Below are 17708 nucleotides of genomic sequence, written 5' to 3' on the forward strand. Positions count from 1 at the left end.
TCATTTAATCTATCAACAGGTTATCTAATTCTGAGACTAGCAACAAGTATCTAATTCTGAGATAAATTTTTTACTTTATTCAGGTTAATGGTCCGCTCGGGAAGTAGCAAAACTGCAGCAGCAAAGAAACACACCGCCCCGATGAAGGTCCCCATGTTCATTAAAAATGGATTAAATGGTTGATCCGTAGGTAAAGGAATAAATGCCCCTACAGCGGATACTCCAAAGGCCACTGACCCCACCAGGTTTAGGAAAACAATCCACCAAGATAAACTCTGCGGGTGTATTGAAAAGAACTTATGACCAATTTCAATATAGATCAGGTAACTGGAAACCAGGAAACAGATTGAACCGTAAAGATCCGGACTCCATACAAATAATTCTGCTTGAGATGCGGATAAGGTGCTGATAATTGCAGCGAAGGTGCTTATGTTAAAAAAAATGGTTCCCAGAGACTGAATTGCTGCAGACCACCAGTCAATTCTGGAAGGCTGGAAAAACATGAAATGGAGTTTGCTTTTGATTCCCCCTATTTCCTGTGGTGCACTGGCTGTTTCCAAAAACTGTAAGAATCCAGCAGTGGTGAAAAAAATAGAGCCAATAAAATAGGTTAGATTATCAGTGAAAACACCCACGTAACTGGCATAGGAATGCACAGATCCCAGCGCAAAACAAACCGAACCAATGGCAAACAGTACCCCAATCCACCACCCAACAGCCCCAGGAGCAAGCCATGTTGAACCTCTTCTTATTTCAAGGTTAAAATGATGTTTTCTATGGTAACGGGAAGTCCATGAAACAATTTCACCGGCAGGGGTTTTGAAAATAGCCCTGGTGATGAAGGGTCCTGGTCCCCAAGATCTTAAAAACTGCCAATCATCCGGTACACGAATATAAGGCAATTTATACTTATTTTTATCTGTCAAAAACTCTAAACCTCTAATAATTTTTTAAAATACATATTTTTTAACTTAATAAGCTGTAATCTTCTGAATGCTCAATAGAGTTATAATATTCTGAAGTTAAATAAAGTTATAATCTTTTTAAATGCCTAAGAGTTGTAATCCCCAAATTTGTAATCTCTGAAAATTTATACAACCTATCAAAGTACGGTTTTGTTCAATTAATTAATGATTTTCATCCAATGAAATCTGCTGGCAGGCCCTGTTCCAGACATTTCTCCAGTTTTTTCTTAAGTTTCCTCTGGTGTGGTGGCCACGCCATGTATAACAAGCTTTTCAGCTTTAAAAGAGAGGATGGTTCTGGAGGTTCCATGAGTTTACGCATTTTGGGCGTATCCTTCAATCCTGCCAGGTGGAACATGTTTTTTAATGCATCAGCATAGTACACTGATTCAGCAAACCCTTTACCCAGAAAACGACCCTCAAGGTTCCTAATATGAACTCCACCCTCAGAATACTGGGCTCCACTGGCATTGTAACCAGTCTGCCCACCTTCCACTATTGGTGTCATGGTGAATTCCCTTATATCCTCCGGTACCATATCCAGAAACTGGAAATGCCACCGGTCCGGGTACCAGGTGTTGGTTACAAAGTAGTTTACAGGGTCAGACGATTTAACACTCTTAACCCATTTATCAACATTCAAAGTTCCCTTCATATCCACTACATTGTGTTCATCATCAATGAACTGTCCTTTAACCGGTACGGTCATTTTACCAGGTGGTTCTTCTCCAATTTGCTGGTAGTACTCTAAATTTTCATCGGTGTGGGGTGCGTACATAGTCATCTCTCTTTCATCAGAAAACTGGGCCATGAACCAGTCCCATCCCCTGGAACGGGATGGTTCGGTGAGCATACTTGCTGCCCGAACTACCTTGCATCGGCTGTTCCCCAGAGGTTCCAGAGCATTGCCCCACTGGTGGTCAAACCAGAACTGGCCCTGGGTGAGAGTTAACTCCTCCCCATCCAGTTTCAGCAGACTGCCGGGTTCGAGGCGAAGGTTAGTGGCAGAGTAGTAGAGAGTTCCAATGTCACAGCAGCAGGGCAGGCACCCTTTGTTCCCCTGCAGGAGGAAATCCTTGTTGGATGAGAACCCAAGGTCCACTTCCATCTCCACATCCTCATCACCACCCTGGTTCACCCCCCATGCCTGAACGCGAAGTGGGAAAAGTTTATCTTCGGCCATAGATATTATCCTGTTATTTCCTGCCTGATAATTGAAGGGATTGTTGGAGAAATTCAACAACCCGGTGGTCCCAGCAATAGCAAATGGACGTGCCTGAAGGTGTTCTTCACCTGCCTTGGCCACAGCAAGTTGCATCTCAAATATCTGATTTTCCCAATCTGTCAATCCAAAGCTATGTGCCATTGCAGGAGGTAATAATGAATAACGGTAGAATGATACCAGTATCCCGTATTCCCGTCTACGGGTGTCGCGGCAGTTGCCCACAAAGAAGTGCCATCCCACCTGGTATCCCAGTTGAGGGGCGAAATCCCTGGGAAACTCAAGGTTAGATTCATCAGGAATATTCTGATACCCTCTGCTACTATCCAAACCCAGCAGGTGATTCAATGCATAGGCCTGGATGGATGTCAATGAATCACACTGTTCCAGTAGTTTTTCGTAGCGTTTCCTGTAGCAGGGGGTGAATGAGTCTGGATTATCCAAAAGATCCTGAATGCGATGCCGCATCCTCTCCCCAAATGCCTCAGGACTGTTATTTTTGGCCAAAATTTTGGTCCTTATATTTTTAGGGATTTTTTTGGCCTTGAATTCTTTCATCCACAGAGCCAGGGCTATGTTTTGTTTTTCTAACTCATCTAAATCATTGAGTGCATCTTTTGGCATTTTAAAACTTCTCCCCTCAACTAGGTATAATAGGTATCCGCAATTAGGTATCCATGTTATTATACTAAAATTCTATTCGTTTCCCTGATTAATTAGATTATGGCAGTTATCCAGTATCAGTTATCCGGATTATCATTGAACATCTTGGATCAATTCTTCTTGGATGAATAATCCTTGGATGAATAATTCTATTTTATGAATGAAGATTACAAGATTATTCTAATTACCATGAAATTACATAGTTAATTAAAGGACACATACAGTTACAGGATAGATAAAAAAAGATATGAATACCCTTAGATAAATAAACAAAGATTTTTAATGATTTTAAATAATAATACCAAAATAAGCTGTTATTAAATGAGGTTTTATTTATGGGAAAACTGCAGGAAAGGTTGGATGAATTTCAACGACAAACTGGAACTGTTTATCAGGATATCATGAATATCCTGGAGGATAAATACTGCTGGAAGTGTCCCATGCACAGCACCAGCAAAAATTCACGTTGCAGGGAAATTCACGCCGGAAAAGTAATTTCTGAAGTAATAGATAAAGCAATAACAGTTAAATTAAATGAAAATGGGGTTAATCCTGTTGAAATTGAAGCACTGCAGATGAGGATACTTAAAAAGAAGATTAAAAAGCAGGACGGTGAACAAGGCGAGAAAATTATTGTACTAAATATTGATGCCAAACAAAACCCCAATTTAAGTTCACACAACCAGTCAATAATTAAAATAAACCCTCGAAAGGTACTGAAGGGTGATACTATTTTAATACCAGATAAAACTGTCGAGAGCACTATTTTGGGTGCTTATGCCCTGGTTGCAGGTTTCCCTTTCCAGAAGGCTGTGGTGAAGAAAATTTTCCACGAAGGTAACTTCTGGTACGTTGAAATTGATGATAACCAGATAGTGCCTTTGGAATCTGTTTTTGGTGTGCTACTTAAAGTCACAGGAAAGGAAAATTCACTTTAATTGGTTAATACTTTAATTGGTTAATTATTTATAAACCTCATTCTAAAGTATATGTAACCAGTAACTCTATTTAAAGGGGGAACAGCTATTCAAGGGATTGAAGAGAATCACATGGTTAGTGAGGAGGATTTGAATGCTTCCAGAACAAAAATTCTGGATATGTTACCTGATTCCAATCTCAAAGAAATTTCAGACGTGGTTTTCGGAGAAATTACTGGGCTTCTTAAAAGTAAAAGCTGTTATGTAGCCTTTGTAGACCCTGAAAACAAAGACAGTGTAGGGATTTCTTTTTCTCACCTGACTGAAGAGTGTCAGATGTATGAGGATATGGGTGAGGCCCGTTTCAAGGTACGAAAAGACGGAAGTTACGGTGGACTTCTGGGTTACTCCCTGGACACTGGTAAATCATTGTATGTTCATGATGTGACCAGGCATCCTGCTGCCCATGGTCTACCCCCAGGTCATGAACCAGTAAATCAATTTTTATCGGTCCCTGTGAAATTTGATGGAGATATTCTGGGCCAGATTGTGGTTGGAAACCCAGATGAAGATTACAATGACCAGCATCTACATATAGCCCTTGAAATAGCAGAAGTATATGGTTTAGTCCTTAAAAAGATACTATATTAAAAAATTAAAAGACTTATTTGACTGTTTCTAAGACTTCTAAAGAATAAAGTTTAAATAAATATCAATGGAATTAGAGAATAACCTAAGAAAGTAAATATTTTTTTAAAAATAGCAAATTTTATGAATTGATTTTTATTTAAATCCTTAAAATAAAGTCCATCCTTTAATATACAGTACTATTATTCCTATAATTACGAGAGCTACTATTAAAATCAGCATAATCTTTTTTATCTTTTTTCCTTTGAAGGGATCCATTAATGCCTGTTTGAAAATATCAAATATTACCAGAAGACACATTATAGAGATTATGACTTGTGGTGTGTAGCTTGGCCAGGCCCATAAAAGATTGGCAACCAGCAGGGTGCCTATGATTATCACTATGTAGATGATGATGTTGGCATAGCCTTCCAGATAATTTATGGCTTCCTTTTTCATCAAACTAGACTATATCTACCCTTATATATGTAGTTTTCTTATTAACTGGGAGAAAAAATAGAGCTTATTGTATGATTTTTTTATACCTGAAGATTTTTCAAATACGGAATTCTTTAAAAAATGTAATTATATATTGGTCATTATCCTCTGCAAAATAAAAAAAAAGTAAAATTTTGAGAATTATTCATCGGAAACTGTTACCTTATTCATCACATCGCCGGGTTTAATGGCGTTAACAACTTCCATTCCCTTAACTACTTTACCAAAGACTGTGTGAACACCATCCAGGTGTGGTTGTGGAGAGTGGGTGATGAAAAACTGACTGCCACCAGTATCTTTACCAGCGTGAGCCATTGAAAGGGCACCAGTTCCGTGTTTATGCTCGTTTATCTCACATTTTATAGTGTAACCTGGTCCACCAGTTCCATTACCCTTTGGACATCCACCCTGGATTACAAAGTCAGGGATAACACGGTGGAAGGTTAATCCATTATAGAATCCACTGTTGGCCAGTTTTTCAAAGTTAGCCACGGTGTTAGGGGCTTCCTTTTCAAAAAGGGTTAGTTCAATGTTTCCTTTATCAGTTTCAATAATTGCTTTTTTCATAAGAATCACTATGAAAAGTTCACTATTTCCCTGTTAATAAATGTTTAATAAAAAAAGGAATCACAAGATTATTCAGGTAATTAAATGGAAAGGGAAATTATGGAATCTAAATAAAATTTAAAAAGTTACTGCGGGTCCAAAACTGAATTTTTACCCACCAGCATGAATGAAATCAGAAGACTCATAATTCCTGCAATTATCCATGCTGCTCCTGCTAAAAATTCTCCCAAATATAAGGTGTACCCTCCAATTCCAAGTAATATGAGGGCACATAGTATGATAATTATTTTCCTCATTTTTACGGCCTTAATTGGGCGTCCCAGCTGGGGAGAGATTGAAAGGAAGATCACTCCTAAAACGAACCAGATTACTCCCTGGGATGTCTGTCCCATGTAAAAGGTATAGGCCCCGATAATCAATAAAATTACAGATCCAATGTATAAAATTGCTTTTTGAATGTTCATAAGAGTTTTCCTTCCCAACACTAACTTTCACAGTGTAAGTCTATATAATTTCATCCAGATGTTAATTAAATTCCCTGATCAATTATATCCAATCGGTGTGTTTTTAACCATATTTAATCATTTCCCTAGTCAGAGCATGGATAATGCTTATAATGTCTGTAAACATAATTCATTATATCGCTTAAAATAAAACCTAAATGTAAACTTGTTTAGGGGAGATTAAATTTTAGGAGACATGATAATGATTTTAATTACATTTACAAAGGTGATGATATGAATACAGAGGAGATAATGGCTCAGGACAAGGAATATGTTATGCAAACCTATGGTCGACAGCCAATAGCCCTCAAAGAGGGTAAGGGTGCTGTGGTATGGGATGTGGAAGGACGTGCCTATATTGACTGTGTGGCAGGGATTGCAGTAAACAACGTGGGACATGCTCACCCCAGAGTAGCTGAAGCCATCAGTAAGCAGGCTCATAAATTAATCCATACATCCAATCTTTACTATACCGAAGAGCAGGTACGCCTGGCAGAACTTCTGGTTGAGGTTTCACCCCACCAGAAGGCATTCTTCTGTAACAGTGGAGCAGAGGCCAATGAGGGAGCCATTAAACTGGCCCGCAAGTACACTGGTAAGGGTGAAATCATAGCCATGGAAAACAGCTTCCATGGGCGAACCATAACCACCATCACTGCCACTGGCCAGCATAAATATAAGAAGGGCTTCGGACCACTTACCCCTGGTTTTAAACACGTTCCTTATGGTAATGTGGAAGCAGTGAGTGAAGCTATCAGTGATGAAACTGCTGCTGTGCTGGTGGAACCAGTTCAGGGTGAAGGTGGGATAATAATACCGCCAGAAGGATACTTGGATGAGTTGAAGAAAGTATGTCATGAAAATGATGTTTTACTCATATTTGATGAGGTGCAAACTGGTTTTGGACGTACCGGTGAGATGTTTGCCTCACAGACATTCAAGGTCGCCCCAGACATCACCGCCCTGGCAAAAGCCATAGCTGGAGGATTCCCCATGGGAGCAGTGATGGCCAGTGCAGAGGTGGGAAATGCATTCGAACCCGGTGACCACGCAGCCACATTTGGTGGAGGGCCACTGGCCTGTGCCGCAGCATTAGCATCGGTGCAGACCATTCGAGAAGAAGGACTCCTGGTAAAGTCTCGTGAAAATGGTGAGTACTTCAAGAATCAGTTGAAAGAATTATTCCTGGAGCACGGACTGGTGGAAGATGTGCGTGGTGTGGGAATGATGCTGGGAATGGAAATGGACGTCCCCTGTGGCCATATGGTTGATGAAATGCGGCAGCAGGGAGTTTTGGTGAATTGTACTGCGGAAAAAGTGCTGAGGTTCGTTCCCCCACTGGTAATCAACCAGGAACAGATCAACGACGTGACTGATTGTCTGGATGAAGTTTTACGAAGATTATCCGACTGATAATCTCATTTCCAGATCAATAATCTCATCCAATTTTTTTAACTGAAGTGCTTACTTTTCCACAGGTTACTTTTTTCCACAATTAATACCACAGGAATAGTAATCGTTATATGAACATAAATTGATACATTTAATGTTTACTTCTTTTCGGAGGATCATTTATGAAATTACACTTCAAGACTAATGAAAAAGGCAACCTTGACATTGGTGGTGCCGATGCCCTGGAACTTGCCCAGGAATACGGAACACCACTTTACGTTACTGATGAAATGAGAGTGCGTGACAATTACCAGAGAGTATACCAGGCATTCAGTAATGAATACGCAGACTTTAAAATATTCTACGCAGCCAAAGCCAACACCAGTCTGGCTATGATGAAGATCTTGGAACAGGAAGGAAGCTGTATTGACGCTGTTTCACCTGGAGAAATCTACACTGCATTACTGGCAGGTTTTGAACCAGAAAGGATCCTGTATACTGGTAACAATGTAACCACCGAGGAACTGCAATTCGCCCTAGATGCAGGTGTACGCATGAATTTGGACAGTGTTTCCATGTTGGAACGCCTGGCAGAGCTTCCTGGAGCAAAGGGTACTAAAATATCATTCCGTGTAAACCCCATGGTGGGTGCCGGTCACCACGACCACTGCATAACCGGTGGAGAGCTATCAAAGTTCGGAATAATGGAACACGAAGCAGTAGAGGTTTACCAAAAAGCAAAGGAACTCGGTTTCCAGCCAGTGGGTATCCACACCCACATTGGTTCAGGTATCCTGGATCCAGAACCATTTAAACTGGCAGTACAGGTACTGATGGATGTAGCTGGTCGAGTGCACAAGGAAGCTGGTGTTACCTTCGAGTTCATAGATTTCGGTGGTGGGCTTGGAATACCTTACACCCCTGAGGAGGGATTACTGGATATTGAAAAATTCGCTGCTGAAATTGTAGGACTCTACAAGGACAAACTCAAAGAGCACGGCATGAACAATCCAACCATGTGTATAGAACCCGGCCGTTACATTGTGGGAGATGCATCATACCTATTAACCACTGTTAATACTGTTAAACAGAGTTACCGAAAATTTATAGGGGTTAACGCTGGATTCAATACATTACTGCGGCCTACCATGTACGGTTCCTACCACCACATCCTGGTGGCTGATAAACCTGAAGCAGAAGCTACCGAGAATATTGATGTAGCAGGAAATGTATGTGAATCTGGAGACCTTTTCGCCAGGGACAGGCCACTTCCAGAAATCAAAGAAGGTGATATTCTGGCTATAATGAACGCAGGGGCATACGCTTTCAGTATGGCCAGCCAGTACAATTCCAGACCATTACCAGCCGAAGTCATGGTGTGTGATGGTGAAGTAGATATTATTAGGGAAAGGGAAACCTTTGCTGATCTTTTCAGCAAACAGAATATTCCCATGAGGCTTTTAAAATGAGTGAACGAATTATTTTATTATTTCATAAAATGCATGGACTGGGAAATGATTACGTGGTAATTGATGAATCCACAGAAGAACTTATCCCAGAAGATAAAAAATCAGAAATTGCAGCCGAACTTTGTACCAGAGGATTCTCAGTAGGAGCAGATGGAGTTATATTTGTTTCTCCATCTGTAGAAGCAGATATCCGCTTCCGCATATTCAACAGTGACGGTAGTGAAGCCCAGATGTGCGGTAATGGAATCCGATGCTTTGGTAAGTACGTTTATGAGAATGATGTCGTCAAGCAGAAGAAGATGACTGTGGAAACACTGGGCGGAACCAAAGAACTTACATTGTACGTTGAAAATGGCACTGTAAAATCTATCCGTGTTGACATGGGCACTGCAACCTTCAAAACCAGTGAAGTACCCATGGACAGTGAAGAAGAGGAATTCATTGATCAGGAGTTGATGGTTGATGGTGAACCCATGAACCTTACCGCCATCAGTGTGGGCAACCCACATGCTATTATCTTCAATGATAACCTGAAAGAAGTGGCCCTGGACCATCTGGGCCCTCTCATTGAAAACCATGAGGCATTCCCAGAGCGGACCAATGTGCATTTCGTGGGTGTGGTCAGTCCCCAGGAAGTGGAGATGCTAACCTGGGAACGTGGTGCTGGTTTCACCATGGCCTGTGGCACTGGAGCAACCAGTACAGTTATTGCCGGATACAAGTTGGGACTACTCCAGAAAGACGTTCTGGTACACTTACCTGGAGGGGATCTACAGATAACCGTGTACGAGAAAGATGGAAATTTAGGTGCGTTCATGGAAGGAGATGCAGTTAGTGTCTTTGAAGGGATAATGGAACTGGATTTATAACCCTTCTACCCTTTTAAACCTGATTATCCCTTATTTATTTTCAATATTTTCCTATTTTCTTTTCCTATTTTTCCTTGAATCTCATTTTCCATGAAAATTTGATGAAATTCTATGAAATTTGATATTGGTTTAATGGAATATTGGCTTAAATGGAAATGTTTAGGCCAAAATAGTGATTCCAGTACATAAATGAGATTTTCTACTCCAATTATTAAAAAAACCAGGAATATTGACGCATTTTTTATAAAAATATCTTATAAAAATTGTTACAAAAGCAGAATATCCTAAAATACTGTATATTCCTAAAAATTTCCTAAAAATCAAATAATATTCCTAAATAAAACAGGACCCAGGGTTTTTTTTAAATTTGCATGGTTAATAAGTCACGATATTAAGGGATTTAACTATATTGGATTTAACTATATTTAATTAAACTATATTCAATTTAAATTGTATAATTTAAGTTATTGGATGAATTATGCCTTTAACTCATCCAGAACTTCTTTCAAAACCACTGCACTATTATGCTCGGTATTACCAGAAGTATAAACCAAGGTAACAGTTTCTTTCTCCTTCTCCAGGTCCAGTATTTGATTCAAAAATTCAACTTTATCATGCAACTCTTCTCTGTATTTAGTCTTGAATTCATCCCATTTCTGAGAATTCTGCGACAGCCATCTGCGCAGGTCATGGCTAGGTGCTATGTCTTTCAGCCATACATCCATTTTTAATCTTTGTTTAGATACTCCACGTGGCCATACCCGATCAACCATAATCCGGTAACCATCCTTCTGTGCAGGTGACTGGTAGGCTCTTTTTATTCGAATCATTTTATATCACTAATGTTAGTATGTTGGACATGGTACATTATACTATGGGAAAATTGCTTGACCCCACCAAAAAGTTATTTAATTATCATTCTTTTGAAATATTTTCATAATGTATTCTTCGTATTGTATTTTATTTCAAAAAAGTTGTATTTAATTTGAAATAGCAACAATTTTTCAAAGCAACAATTTTTCAACTGCAATTAACCATCACAATAATCAGTAGAAGCCATGTTTATTTTGTTGAATATACACATTCTCTCCTTAATTTAAGAAGTTCCTTTTTCTTATCTTGAAGGTCTTCCACTTTTTCCAGGAGTTTAGGTAACTTACCCTGTATGCACTCAACAGTATCATCCTGGTGTATCCAAGTGCACTCATCACAACTCCACACTTTCTTCTCTTTTATCCAGTGACCCCCGGTAGATGAGTCTCCGCAAGGATAAAAGGGACAGTAACAGAATGTGCAATTTTGAGGATGGCTGTGACAGGGATAATATTCACATGCTGTGTTTGACCCTTCATTACATTCTCCAGATAGATATTTCTGGTAGAATTCATCTGCCAGAGGATGAGTTGAATAGGGTAGAATGTATCCACGGGGAGTCACCATTTTACCATCATCCACATAGGTGAAGGTGTTACCCACCAAGAGGGTGGTGTTCATATCCACTGATTCTTCATCCAGCTTGTCAAGGGGAACAATTCGAACTTCAGAACCATTACCACCAGTTTTAACTATCCCCACCGGAGTTTGGGGTTTTCTAACCTTGCGAATTATTTTTAAAGCTTCATTCAAAGGTTCGGTCCTTCGTTTACTCCGTGGGTTGTAAAAGGCAATGATGAAATCTGCCTCCACAGCAGCAGTTACCTTTCTTTTAATCTCAGATAGTGGTGTGAGTATGTCACTGAGACTTATAACTGCAAAATCATGTAAAGGTGCACCTAGTAGGGCAGCAGAATAGTTAACCGCAGTGACTCCCGGGATTACTTCCACTTCCACCCCAGAGTACTTTCCCATGACCTGATGAATTACATTGGCCATTCCATAAACACCAGGATCTCCGCTGCTTATAACCGCCACCTTAAACCCTTTTTTAGAATAATCAATGGCTAATTCTGCACGGTCCACTTCCTGACCCATTCCTTTGGATATGATCTGCTTACCTTCCAGGAGATCCTTAATCTGGCGGGTGTATCCCCCATATCCAATTACAACCTCTGACTCTTCCAATGCCTTTAAAGCCCTTAAAGTCATGTCTTCCCTGCGGGGACCTATGCCAACAATTTTAATCATATTTTCACCGTTACATAAAAGAAATTTCACCGTACACAAAAGAAATAAAGAAATTAATTGCACTCATGAGTTGTACAGCACACGAGTGGAAGTTATAACAATGGAGTTCGTATCAATCTGAACACCACCAGTTTTTGATGTACCCGTGCCAGTGGCAGTTATACTGTAAGTTTGATTGGATTTGATCGTAATAGCTCCACCAGATGAATTTCCTACGGTTCCACCACTCTGTGAGTCCTTATAACCCATGGCAGTGATGTTTAAGTTGATAGATTTATCAGTAGTACTCTGGTATGTTTGAGCAGTGAGACTCTGCAGATTGATACCATCAACGCCGGTTTTGGCTTTCAGGACATCCACCACCTCATTCTTATTAAGGATATTCAGATTCTTTTGGGTGGCAATCTTTGGACCCAGATTAAGAAGAGAACTTACACCATTGATCTGCATTTCAATCAAATCAGCAGGGTTTGGTGGTTGTTGGGTTACAATGGTATAGGATGCAAATAGGCCTGCCTCAAAGAACACGGCAAAGAAGATTAGAAATAAGATTATCTTAACAGCTCGGGACAAAATATCACCTTAAATTGTGGGTAAATTCATTTATGTAGGATTCATAAATTAAATTAAATATTAGATTCAAATGATTCTATTCATGACTTTAAATTAGATTTTAATAGTTTCCTTAATTTAGTTTATTAATTAAATTTAATATGGAATTTTAAAGGTAATTTGAGGATTTTGATTAATTTTAAATTTAAGATATAACATATCTCATAATGATCAAAACTATTGATATTTATCAGTCTAACTAACCATTTATATTAAATGTTTTGACTGGAACTTTTTATCAAAATTAGTCTATCAATATTGATACAGATAACTCATTACGTTGAAGGATAAATCCAGATAAACACAGATAAATTAGTGAAAACAAAAACAACAATGTAAACACTGATAAATTAGTGTAAGCACTTATAATCCACTTTAAATATATTTCACTATTTGTATTGCATGTTTAGTACTGTTTGAAGAAAATCCTGGCATTTTACCAGATATGAAATCAAGGATAATAAAATCATAGGATAAAATTACCATGTTCAAGTTGTAATAAAGTCTAATTAATTATAACATATAAAAATTCATTAATAATTCACTTTATGAGGATTTAACTCAATCAGGATGGTAATTAATGTTTGGTATGACTAAAAAACAGTTCTTAAAAAAAAGCAAGAATTGTTTAAAGGAAAGTGGAATTCAACTACTTTTAGTAAGGGAAATTTTTAACAGCGAAGGTAAGGGTGAAATCAGCTTTGACGACGCCAGTAATAATGTTGACAAAATCAGGAAAAACCTGGAAGATATATTCTTCAAATATGAGGCCTTGAAACCACCCTCAAAATGCAAGTCACTCCAACTGGAAATCATGAAAACATTGATAATCCTTCAAGATGTCCTGGTTCTAAATTCTGAATACATTATTTTATCCAAGGAGGGTTCTAAAGTGGAAGGTCAGGAGAAATTTGAAAAATCCATTGATGAACTTGAAAATTTCAGGAATAAATTCAGAAAGTTGAGTCAAAAAGTTGATTTATATCTAAGACAATGATAAAATATAACTAAATAAAGTGGATTAGATGAAATTTTATTGGCGATTATTTCATGAATTAATTAAATTCCAAGTATAAAAGGAATTCTAAGTATAAAAGGCAAATAATATCTAAAAAACTGTTAATATTTCTAACAATAATTCCTGGAGTGCCCTATGACTGATGACATTATATTAAAATTCGCAGATGCGGAAATACTTCTCGATGAATCCGCTTACAATAAAATAAAAGATTATAATGATTCTTCTCATTTGGTGGATTCCATGATCAAGCACCTGACCATTTCACCCCAGGAAATGATGGTTCTCACTGGTGCATGGGTTGATGAATACTTGGGCCAATCAAATGAAAATTTACTGGGTTCAAGCTCTGTGAATAATAATAAAATGCCCCAGATGAAACTGGTTCCACAGGATTTTGATTTTCAAATCCTTAAAGATGCAAGTCGCAAGTCTTACACCAATGGGGAGATTAAAGACCTTTCAAGTTACTTCAAAAGCAGATACCACAAACTCAGGGAACTGTTAACTTACAAGAGAGAACTTAAAGACAGTTACCCTATTAAAGAAGCCACAAGCCTCGATGATGTGGTGAAAATCGTGGGCATGGTTAGCGATATACGTTACACCAAAAATAACCATAAACTCATTGAAATAGAGGATGAAACTGGAAGTGCTACTGTTTTAATCCACAATGAAAACCATGAAGTCTTCCAGCAGGCAGAAAAAGTAGTCAAAGATGAAGTAATTGGTATTATAGGTAGCAGAAAGGGTACCCTGATTATGGCCAGTGAGCTGATAAGTCCAGGTGTACCGCGCATTGATGAAAAACCCATGGACTTTGCCACTGTTTTTTTGAGTGACATTCACATTGGAAGTTCCACTTTCCTCAATGACGAGTTCGAGCGATTCATTCACTGGATCAACGGAGATTTCGGGGATGAAGAACAACGGGAAATTGCCAACAACGTGAAATATGTGGTGGTGGCCGGTGATATCGTGGATGGAATTGGAGTTTACCCCCACCAGGATAAAGAACTCACCATAAAAGACATTCACCAACAGTATGAAGAAGCAGCAAGATTATTCGGCGATATAAGTCACGTGAAAGTTATTATAGCCCCTGGAAACCACGATGCAAGTCGACTGGCAGAGCCACAACCAGCCATTCCTGAAGATTATGCTAAAGGCCTTTACGATCTCAAGAACCTGGAATTTGTGAGTAATCCTGCTCTGGTAAGCCTTGACGGGATTAAAGTGCTAATTTACCATGGTCGTAGCTTTGATGATATGGCCATGACAGTGAAGGGAATGAGTCACCAGCAATCGGATCTCATTATGAAAGAACTCCTGGAAAAACGACATTTAGCCCCAATTTATGGTGAACGAACACCTCTTGCATCTGAAATTGAGGATCATCTGGTTATTGAAGAAATTCCCGATGTTTTCCATACTGGGCACGTGCATATAAACAGTTACAGGAGATACAAAGGAGTTCACCTCATTAATAGTGGAACATTCCAGTCCCAGACCGAGTTCCAGAAGATCTACAACATCATACCCACCCCGGCCCAGGTGCCTGTGATCAATAACGGTAGTTTTAAAATGCTTGATTTCAGTTAATCAGGATTAAGCAGGTTCAATATGATGAATGTAATATTATGATTGATGAATGATTCAAATTTAACCACTTGATTCAAATTTAACAACCGGATTTAAATTTAACCACTTGTATTTCAAATTAACCACAGGGTAAGATAACCGGAAAGTAACAAGGAGTATTAGTAAATGAAGCAAAGCCCATTAACCACGGAGATATGTGAAATTGCCCATTATCTTTACAGTAAAGGATTAGCACCAGGGAAATCTGGGAATATAAGTGCCAAATTCCATGATATTGTAGCTATAACTCCCAGCGGCGTTTCATTAGGACATGTTTCCGAAGATGAGATAGTCATGGTGAATATGGATGGAAAAATATTGACTGGTAAAAATCCATCATCAGAACTTATGCTTCACCTGGAAGTTTATAAAAATAAAGATGTTAATGGAATCGTTCACACCCATTCATCATACGCAACTGGTTTTGCAATGTCCGGAAAGAAAATTGAAAGATTAGAAGGTTTTGGTGAACGAAACAACCCTTTTTTAAAAATGGTCGATTATGCTCAGCCAGGAACTGTGAAACTAGCCCAACTGGTTGGTGAAGGTCTTAAAAAAGAGGATGTGGTAATTCTGGAAAATCATGGAGTGGTGGCTACAGGAGAAAACCTTTCTGAAGCTGCTCTTCTAGCAGAATTCGTGGAAGAAACCGCGAAAACTCAGTTTGTAGCTCGAGTTTTGAGTAATATGGAATTTTAAATTGTTATTTTCATAATTAAATTATTTGTTAATGGATCTAATTTTTTATTATATCTATTTTTAATGAATTATTGTTTCTATGAGTTATTTTATATTTAACATGTTAAAATTAATGTAAAAAAGAAGATAAAATAGAAAAAGTGGAAAACTACAAAAAGAAGATAAATAATTTGGTTAATTTATCTTTTTTGTAAATTTCATTTAATAGTTTCTGACTCAGATTGTCACTTTGACCTTAAATTGTCTTAAAGATCTCTACTTGTTTGATTAATTGTCTTAAAAATAATTTTTCTGACAAAAACAAGTTAAAAACAGGTTCATGGAAGTTGAAAAAACGACAACCATCCAAAAAAATTAGTTTTTATTTAATTTTATTCGCGAACGGATTCTAGTTCACTTAGAACATTCCAAATAAGGGTTCTTGCATGTATTGGGATGTTTGGATCGTTGCTTATCTCATCTAAAATGGATATGACAGTACTGGCTCTGACTGTAGGTTCATCATCATCTTTAGATAATAAATTCTTAGATTCCTCAGCGGCCCTCCTGATATTCCGTGGAACACTTGTGTCCCCCATAATATGTTTTAAAATCTGATTACAACGTTCAAATGCTTCTGTACCCATAATAATGCCTCCATTGAGTTAATTGTGCTTAAGATGGTAATTCATAAAAAGCCTTATCCAAGTTTGTTTATATCTTGAGCTTTAAAAAGGTTTTGGTTAGAATTTTTAAAAAGGGACATATAATCATTTAAAAAGTCTTTAGAGACGTTAAATAATTTAAAAACGTGAATGAAATATAATAATAAATATATACCTTGCTTAATCAATTGAAACAGCAATTGCAACTGTAACTCCATCGTATGCAGTCTTTTTCAGAATAAGACGTGATTTTATACCGGCTTTAATGAGAGACACCGGTTCACAAACTCCCTGCACCCCAAATTCACGCTGCACTAGAGGCGAATGACTACAATCATCATGATTAAATTCAGCTATTTCGTTTAAAGATACTATTTCAAGATTTAATCCAGATTTAGAAGCAGTATCAATAATACCTTTCTCATATTGTTTTACATCAGCCGTTGCCAAAGCATCCAACCTCTCAAATGGTAAGTGAAGATGTTGAAGAGCAGATCGGATGGCAAAAAACACTTTTTCACCTGTTACTCCCTTTTTACTGCCTAAACCAGCCACAATTCTTTTAGGATATAGATCTAACTCATTATTGGATTTTTTACGAGGTAAAGAAGCTCGAATAAAAGATTTATCCCAAATGTGAATATTATAAGAATTTTTTATGTAAGGATGATTCTCTAAAAATTTAAATCGTGAAGGCAAGTATAGATCAACCTTACCATCTTCAGCAATTAACTGGTTCACCTCTTTGATAAGATCAGCTTGGTGAATATCTAACCAGTATTGGTTTGCCAGTGCATCAACACCCATTCTGCATTTCAAATCTGTAGCTGTAGTTATAACTGGAACAGCACCAATAACACCTGCTATTTTAATTGAAAATTGATTGGCGCCACCCAAATGACCTGATATTAAACTGATAACATGTTTCTTATTTTCATCAACCACCAGTACTGCAGGGTCATTTAATTTTGATTTTAATAGGGGACATGTAAGTCTGACCATTATTCCAGTGGCCATTATAGCAACCCAGCAATCATAGTCATTAAAAGATTTTTTCAGAGTTTCTTTAACGTTTTTATGGAACAAATCAACTGTAATTACAGTGGGATCATTCTTTAAAACCAATGCCATGTCACTGGCAATTTTTTGCCCTTGATTAGTCACGCTTATAATTGCAAATCTCATGAAATCACCTTTTTGAATAAGAGAATAATGGTTTGAATATAACAATAGTTTGAATATGGGAATAGGTTTGAATATACCAATAGTAGCTTGAAT

Annotated in this window: 18 protein-coding genes; 8 read left to right on the plus strand and 10 right to left on the minus strand. The window is 38.1% G+C overall.

Going from position 1 to position 17708, the window contains the following annotated elements:
* Positions 1–50: 50 nt before the first annotated feature.
* Together A994_RS01430 and A994_RS01435 are read right to left on the minus strand one after the other, a co-directional pair.
* The gene (locus A994_RS01430; protein WP_004029474.1) at positions 51–926 is read right to left on the minus strand and encodes a hypothetical protein; all 876 of its coding nucleotides are present in this window, start codon (positions 924–926) and stop codon (positions 51–53) included.
* A 211-nt stretch (positions 927–1137) separates the two neighbouring features.
* Positions 1138–2811: a lipocalin-like domain-containing protein gene (locus A994_RS01435; protein ID WP_004029475.1), complete on the minus strand. Its 1674-nt coding sequence runs from the start codon at positions 2809–2811 to the stop codon at positions 1138–1140.
* 374 nt (positions 2812–3185) lie between these two features.
* On the opposite strand from A994_RS01435, the gene A994_RS01440 reads away from it, so the two are divergent.
* Both A994_RS01440 and A994_RS01445 read left to right on the plus strand, forming a co-directional pair.
* A complete protein-coding gene (locus tag A994_RS01440; protein WP_004029476.1) occupies positions 3186–3788 on the plus strand; it encodes a hypothetical protein in 603 nt (200 codons plus the stop codon).
* Between the two features lie 111 nt (positions 3789–3899).
* Positions 3900–4418, plus strand: coding sequence for a GAF domain-containing protein (locus tag A994_RS01445; RefSeq protein ID WP_004029477.1), 519 nt, complete (start codon positions 3900–3902; stop codon positions 4416–4418).
* Positions 4419–4562: 144 nt separating this feature from the next.
* On the opposite strand, the gene A994_RS01450 is transcribed toward A994_RS01445, so the two are convergent.
* The 3 genes from A994_RS01450 to A994_RS01460 form a co-directional block, all read right to left on the minus strand.
* Complete coding sequence (locus A994_RS01450; protein WP_157787244.1) at positions 4563–4856, minus strand: hypothetical protein; 294 nt, start codon at positions 4854–4856, stop codon at positions 4563–4565.
* A 177-nt stretch (positions 4857–5033) separates the two neighbouring features.
* Positions 5034–5459, minus strand: a complete 426-nt coding sequence (locus A994_RS01455) for a peptidylprolyl isomerase (RefSeq protein ID WP_004029479.1) — start codon at positions 5457–5459, stop codon at positions 5034–5036.
* A 125-nt stretch (positions 5460–5584) separates the two neighbouring features.
* The gene (locus A994_RS01460; RefSeq protein WP_004029480.1) at positions 5585–5923 is read right to left on the minus strand and encodes a hypothetical protein; all 339 of its coding nucleotides are present in this window, start codon (positions 5921–5923) and stop codon (positions 5585–5587) included.
* Positions 5924–6196: 273 nt separating this feature from the next.
* Between A994_RS01460 and A994_RS01465 the strand changes: the two genes are divergently transcribed.
* The 3 genes from A994_RS01465 (at position 6197) to dapF (ending at position 9692) form a co-directional block, all read left to right on the plus strand.
* Positions 6197–7375, plus strand: a complete 1179-nt coding sequence (locus A994_RS01465; RefSeq protein ID WP_004029481.1) for an acetylornithine transaminase — start codon at positions 6197–6199, stop codon at positions 7373–7375.
* A gap of 161 nt (positions 7376–7536) precedes the next feature.
* Positions 7537–8823 (plus strand): diaminopimelate decarboxylase, encoded by a 1287-nt coding sequence (gene lysA, locus A994_RS01470; protein ID WP_004029482.1) that lies wholly within the window; start codon positions 7537–7539, stop codon positions 8821–8823.
* Positions 8820–9692 carry a diaminopimelate epimerase gene (dapF, locus tag A994_RS01475; RefSeq protein WP_004029483.1) on the plus strand — a complete coding sequence of 291 codons (873 nt, stop codon included), beginning with the start codon at positions 8820–8822 and terminating at the stop codon, positions 9690–9692. Before lysA ends, dapF begins: the two co-directional genes overlap by 4 nt.
* Before the next feature lie 476 nt (positions 9693–10168).
* On the opposite strand, the gene A994_RS01480 is transcribed toward dapF, so the two are convergent.
* The 3 genes from A994_RS01480 to A994_RS01490 form a co-directional block, all read right to left on the minus strand.
* Entirely contained in the window at positions 10169–10522 is a 354-nt protein-coding gene (locus A994_RS01480; protein WP_004029484.1) for a DUF488 domain-containing protein, read from the minus strand.
* Positions 10523–10754: 232 nt separating this feature from the next.
* Complete coding sequence (gene cobJ / locus A994_RS01485) at positions 10755–11816, minus strand: precorrin-3B C(17)-methyltransferase (RefSeq protein ID WP_004029485.1); 1062 nt, start codon at positions 11814–11816, stop codon at positions 10755–10757.
* 63 nt (positions 11817–11879) lie between these two features.
* The gene (locus tag A994_RS01490; protein ID WP_004029486.1) at positions 11880–12389 is read right to left on the minus strand and encodes a hypothetical protein; all 510 of its coding nucleotides are present in this window, start codon (positions 12387–12389) and stop codon (positions 11880–11882) included.
* Between the two features lie 628 nt (positions 12390–13017).
* Here A994_RS01490 and A994_RS01495 point away from each other — a divergent pair.
* The 3 genes from A994_RS01495 to A994_RS01505 all read left to right on the plus strand — a co-directional run bounded on the left by A994_RS01495 (position 13018) and on the right by A994_RS01505 (position 15786).
* Positions 13018–13425, plus strand: coding sequence for a hypothetical protein (locus A994_RS01495; RefSeq protein WP_237739674.1), 408 nt, complete (start codon positions 13018–13020; stop codon positions 13423–13425).
* A gap of 156 nt (positions 13426–13581) precedes the next feature.
* Positions 13582–15048, plus strand: a complete 1467-nt coding sequence (locus A994_RS01500; protein ID WP_004029488.1) for a DNA-directed DNA polymerase II small subunit — start codon at positions 13582–13584, stop codon at positions 15046–15048.
* Between the two features lie 165 nt (positions 15049–15213).
* On the plus strand, positions 15214–15786 hold the full coding sequence (locus A994_RS01505; protein ID WP_004029489.1) for a class II aldolase/adducin family protein: 573 nt from the start codon (positions 15214–15216) through the stop codon (positions 15784–15786).
* Positions 15787–16157: 371 nt separating this feature from the next.
* On the opposite strand, the gene A994_RS01510 is transcribed toward A994_RS01505, so the two are convergent.
* Together A994_RS01510 and A994_RS01515 are read right to left on the minus strand one after the other, a co-directional pair.
* Positions 16158–16412, minus strand: a complete 255-nt coding sequence (locus tag A994_RS01510; protein WP_004029490.1) for a UPF0147 family protein — start codon at positions 16410–16412, stop codon at positions 16158–16160.
* Positions 16413–16610: 198 nt separating this feature from the next.
* Positions 16611–17615 (minus strand): cobalt-precorrin 5A hydrolase, encoded by a 1005-nt coding sequence (locus A994_RS01515; RefSeq protein WP_004029491.1) that lies wholly within the window; start codon positions 17613–17615, stop codon positions 16611–16613.
* Between the last annotated feature and the right edge of the window lie 93 nt (positions 17616–17708).

This window comes from Methanobacterium formicicum DSM 3637, from assembly GCF_000302455.1.
Classification (GTDB): domain Archaea; phylum Methanobacteriota; class Methanobacteria; order Methanobacteriales; family Methanobacteriaceae; genus Methanobacterium; species Methanobacterium formicicum_A.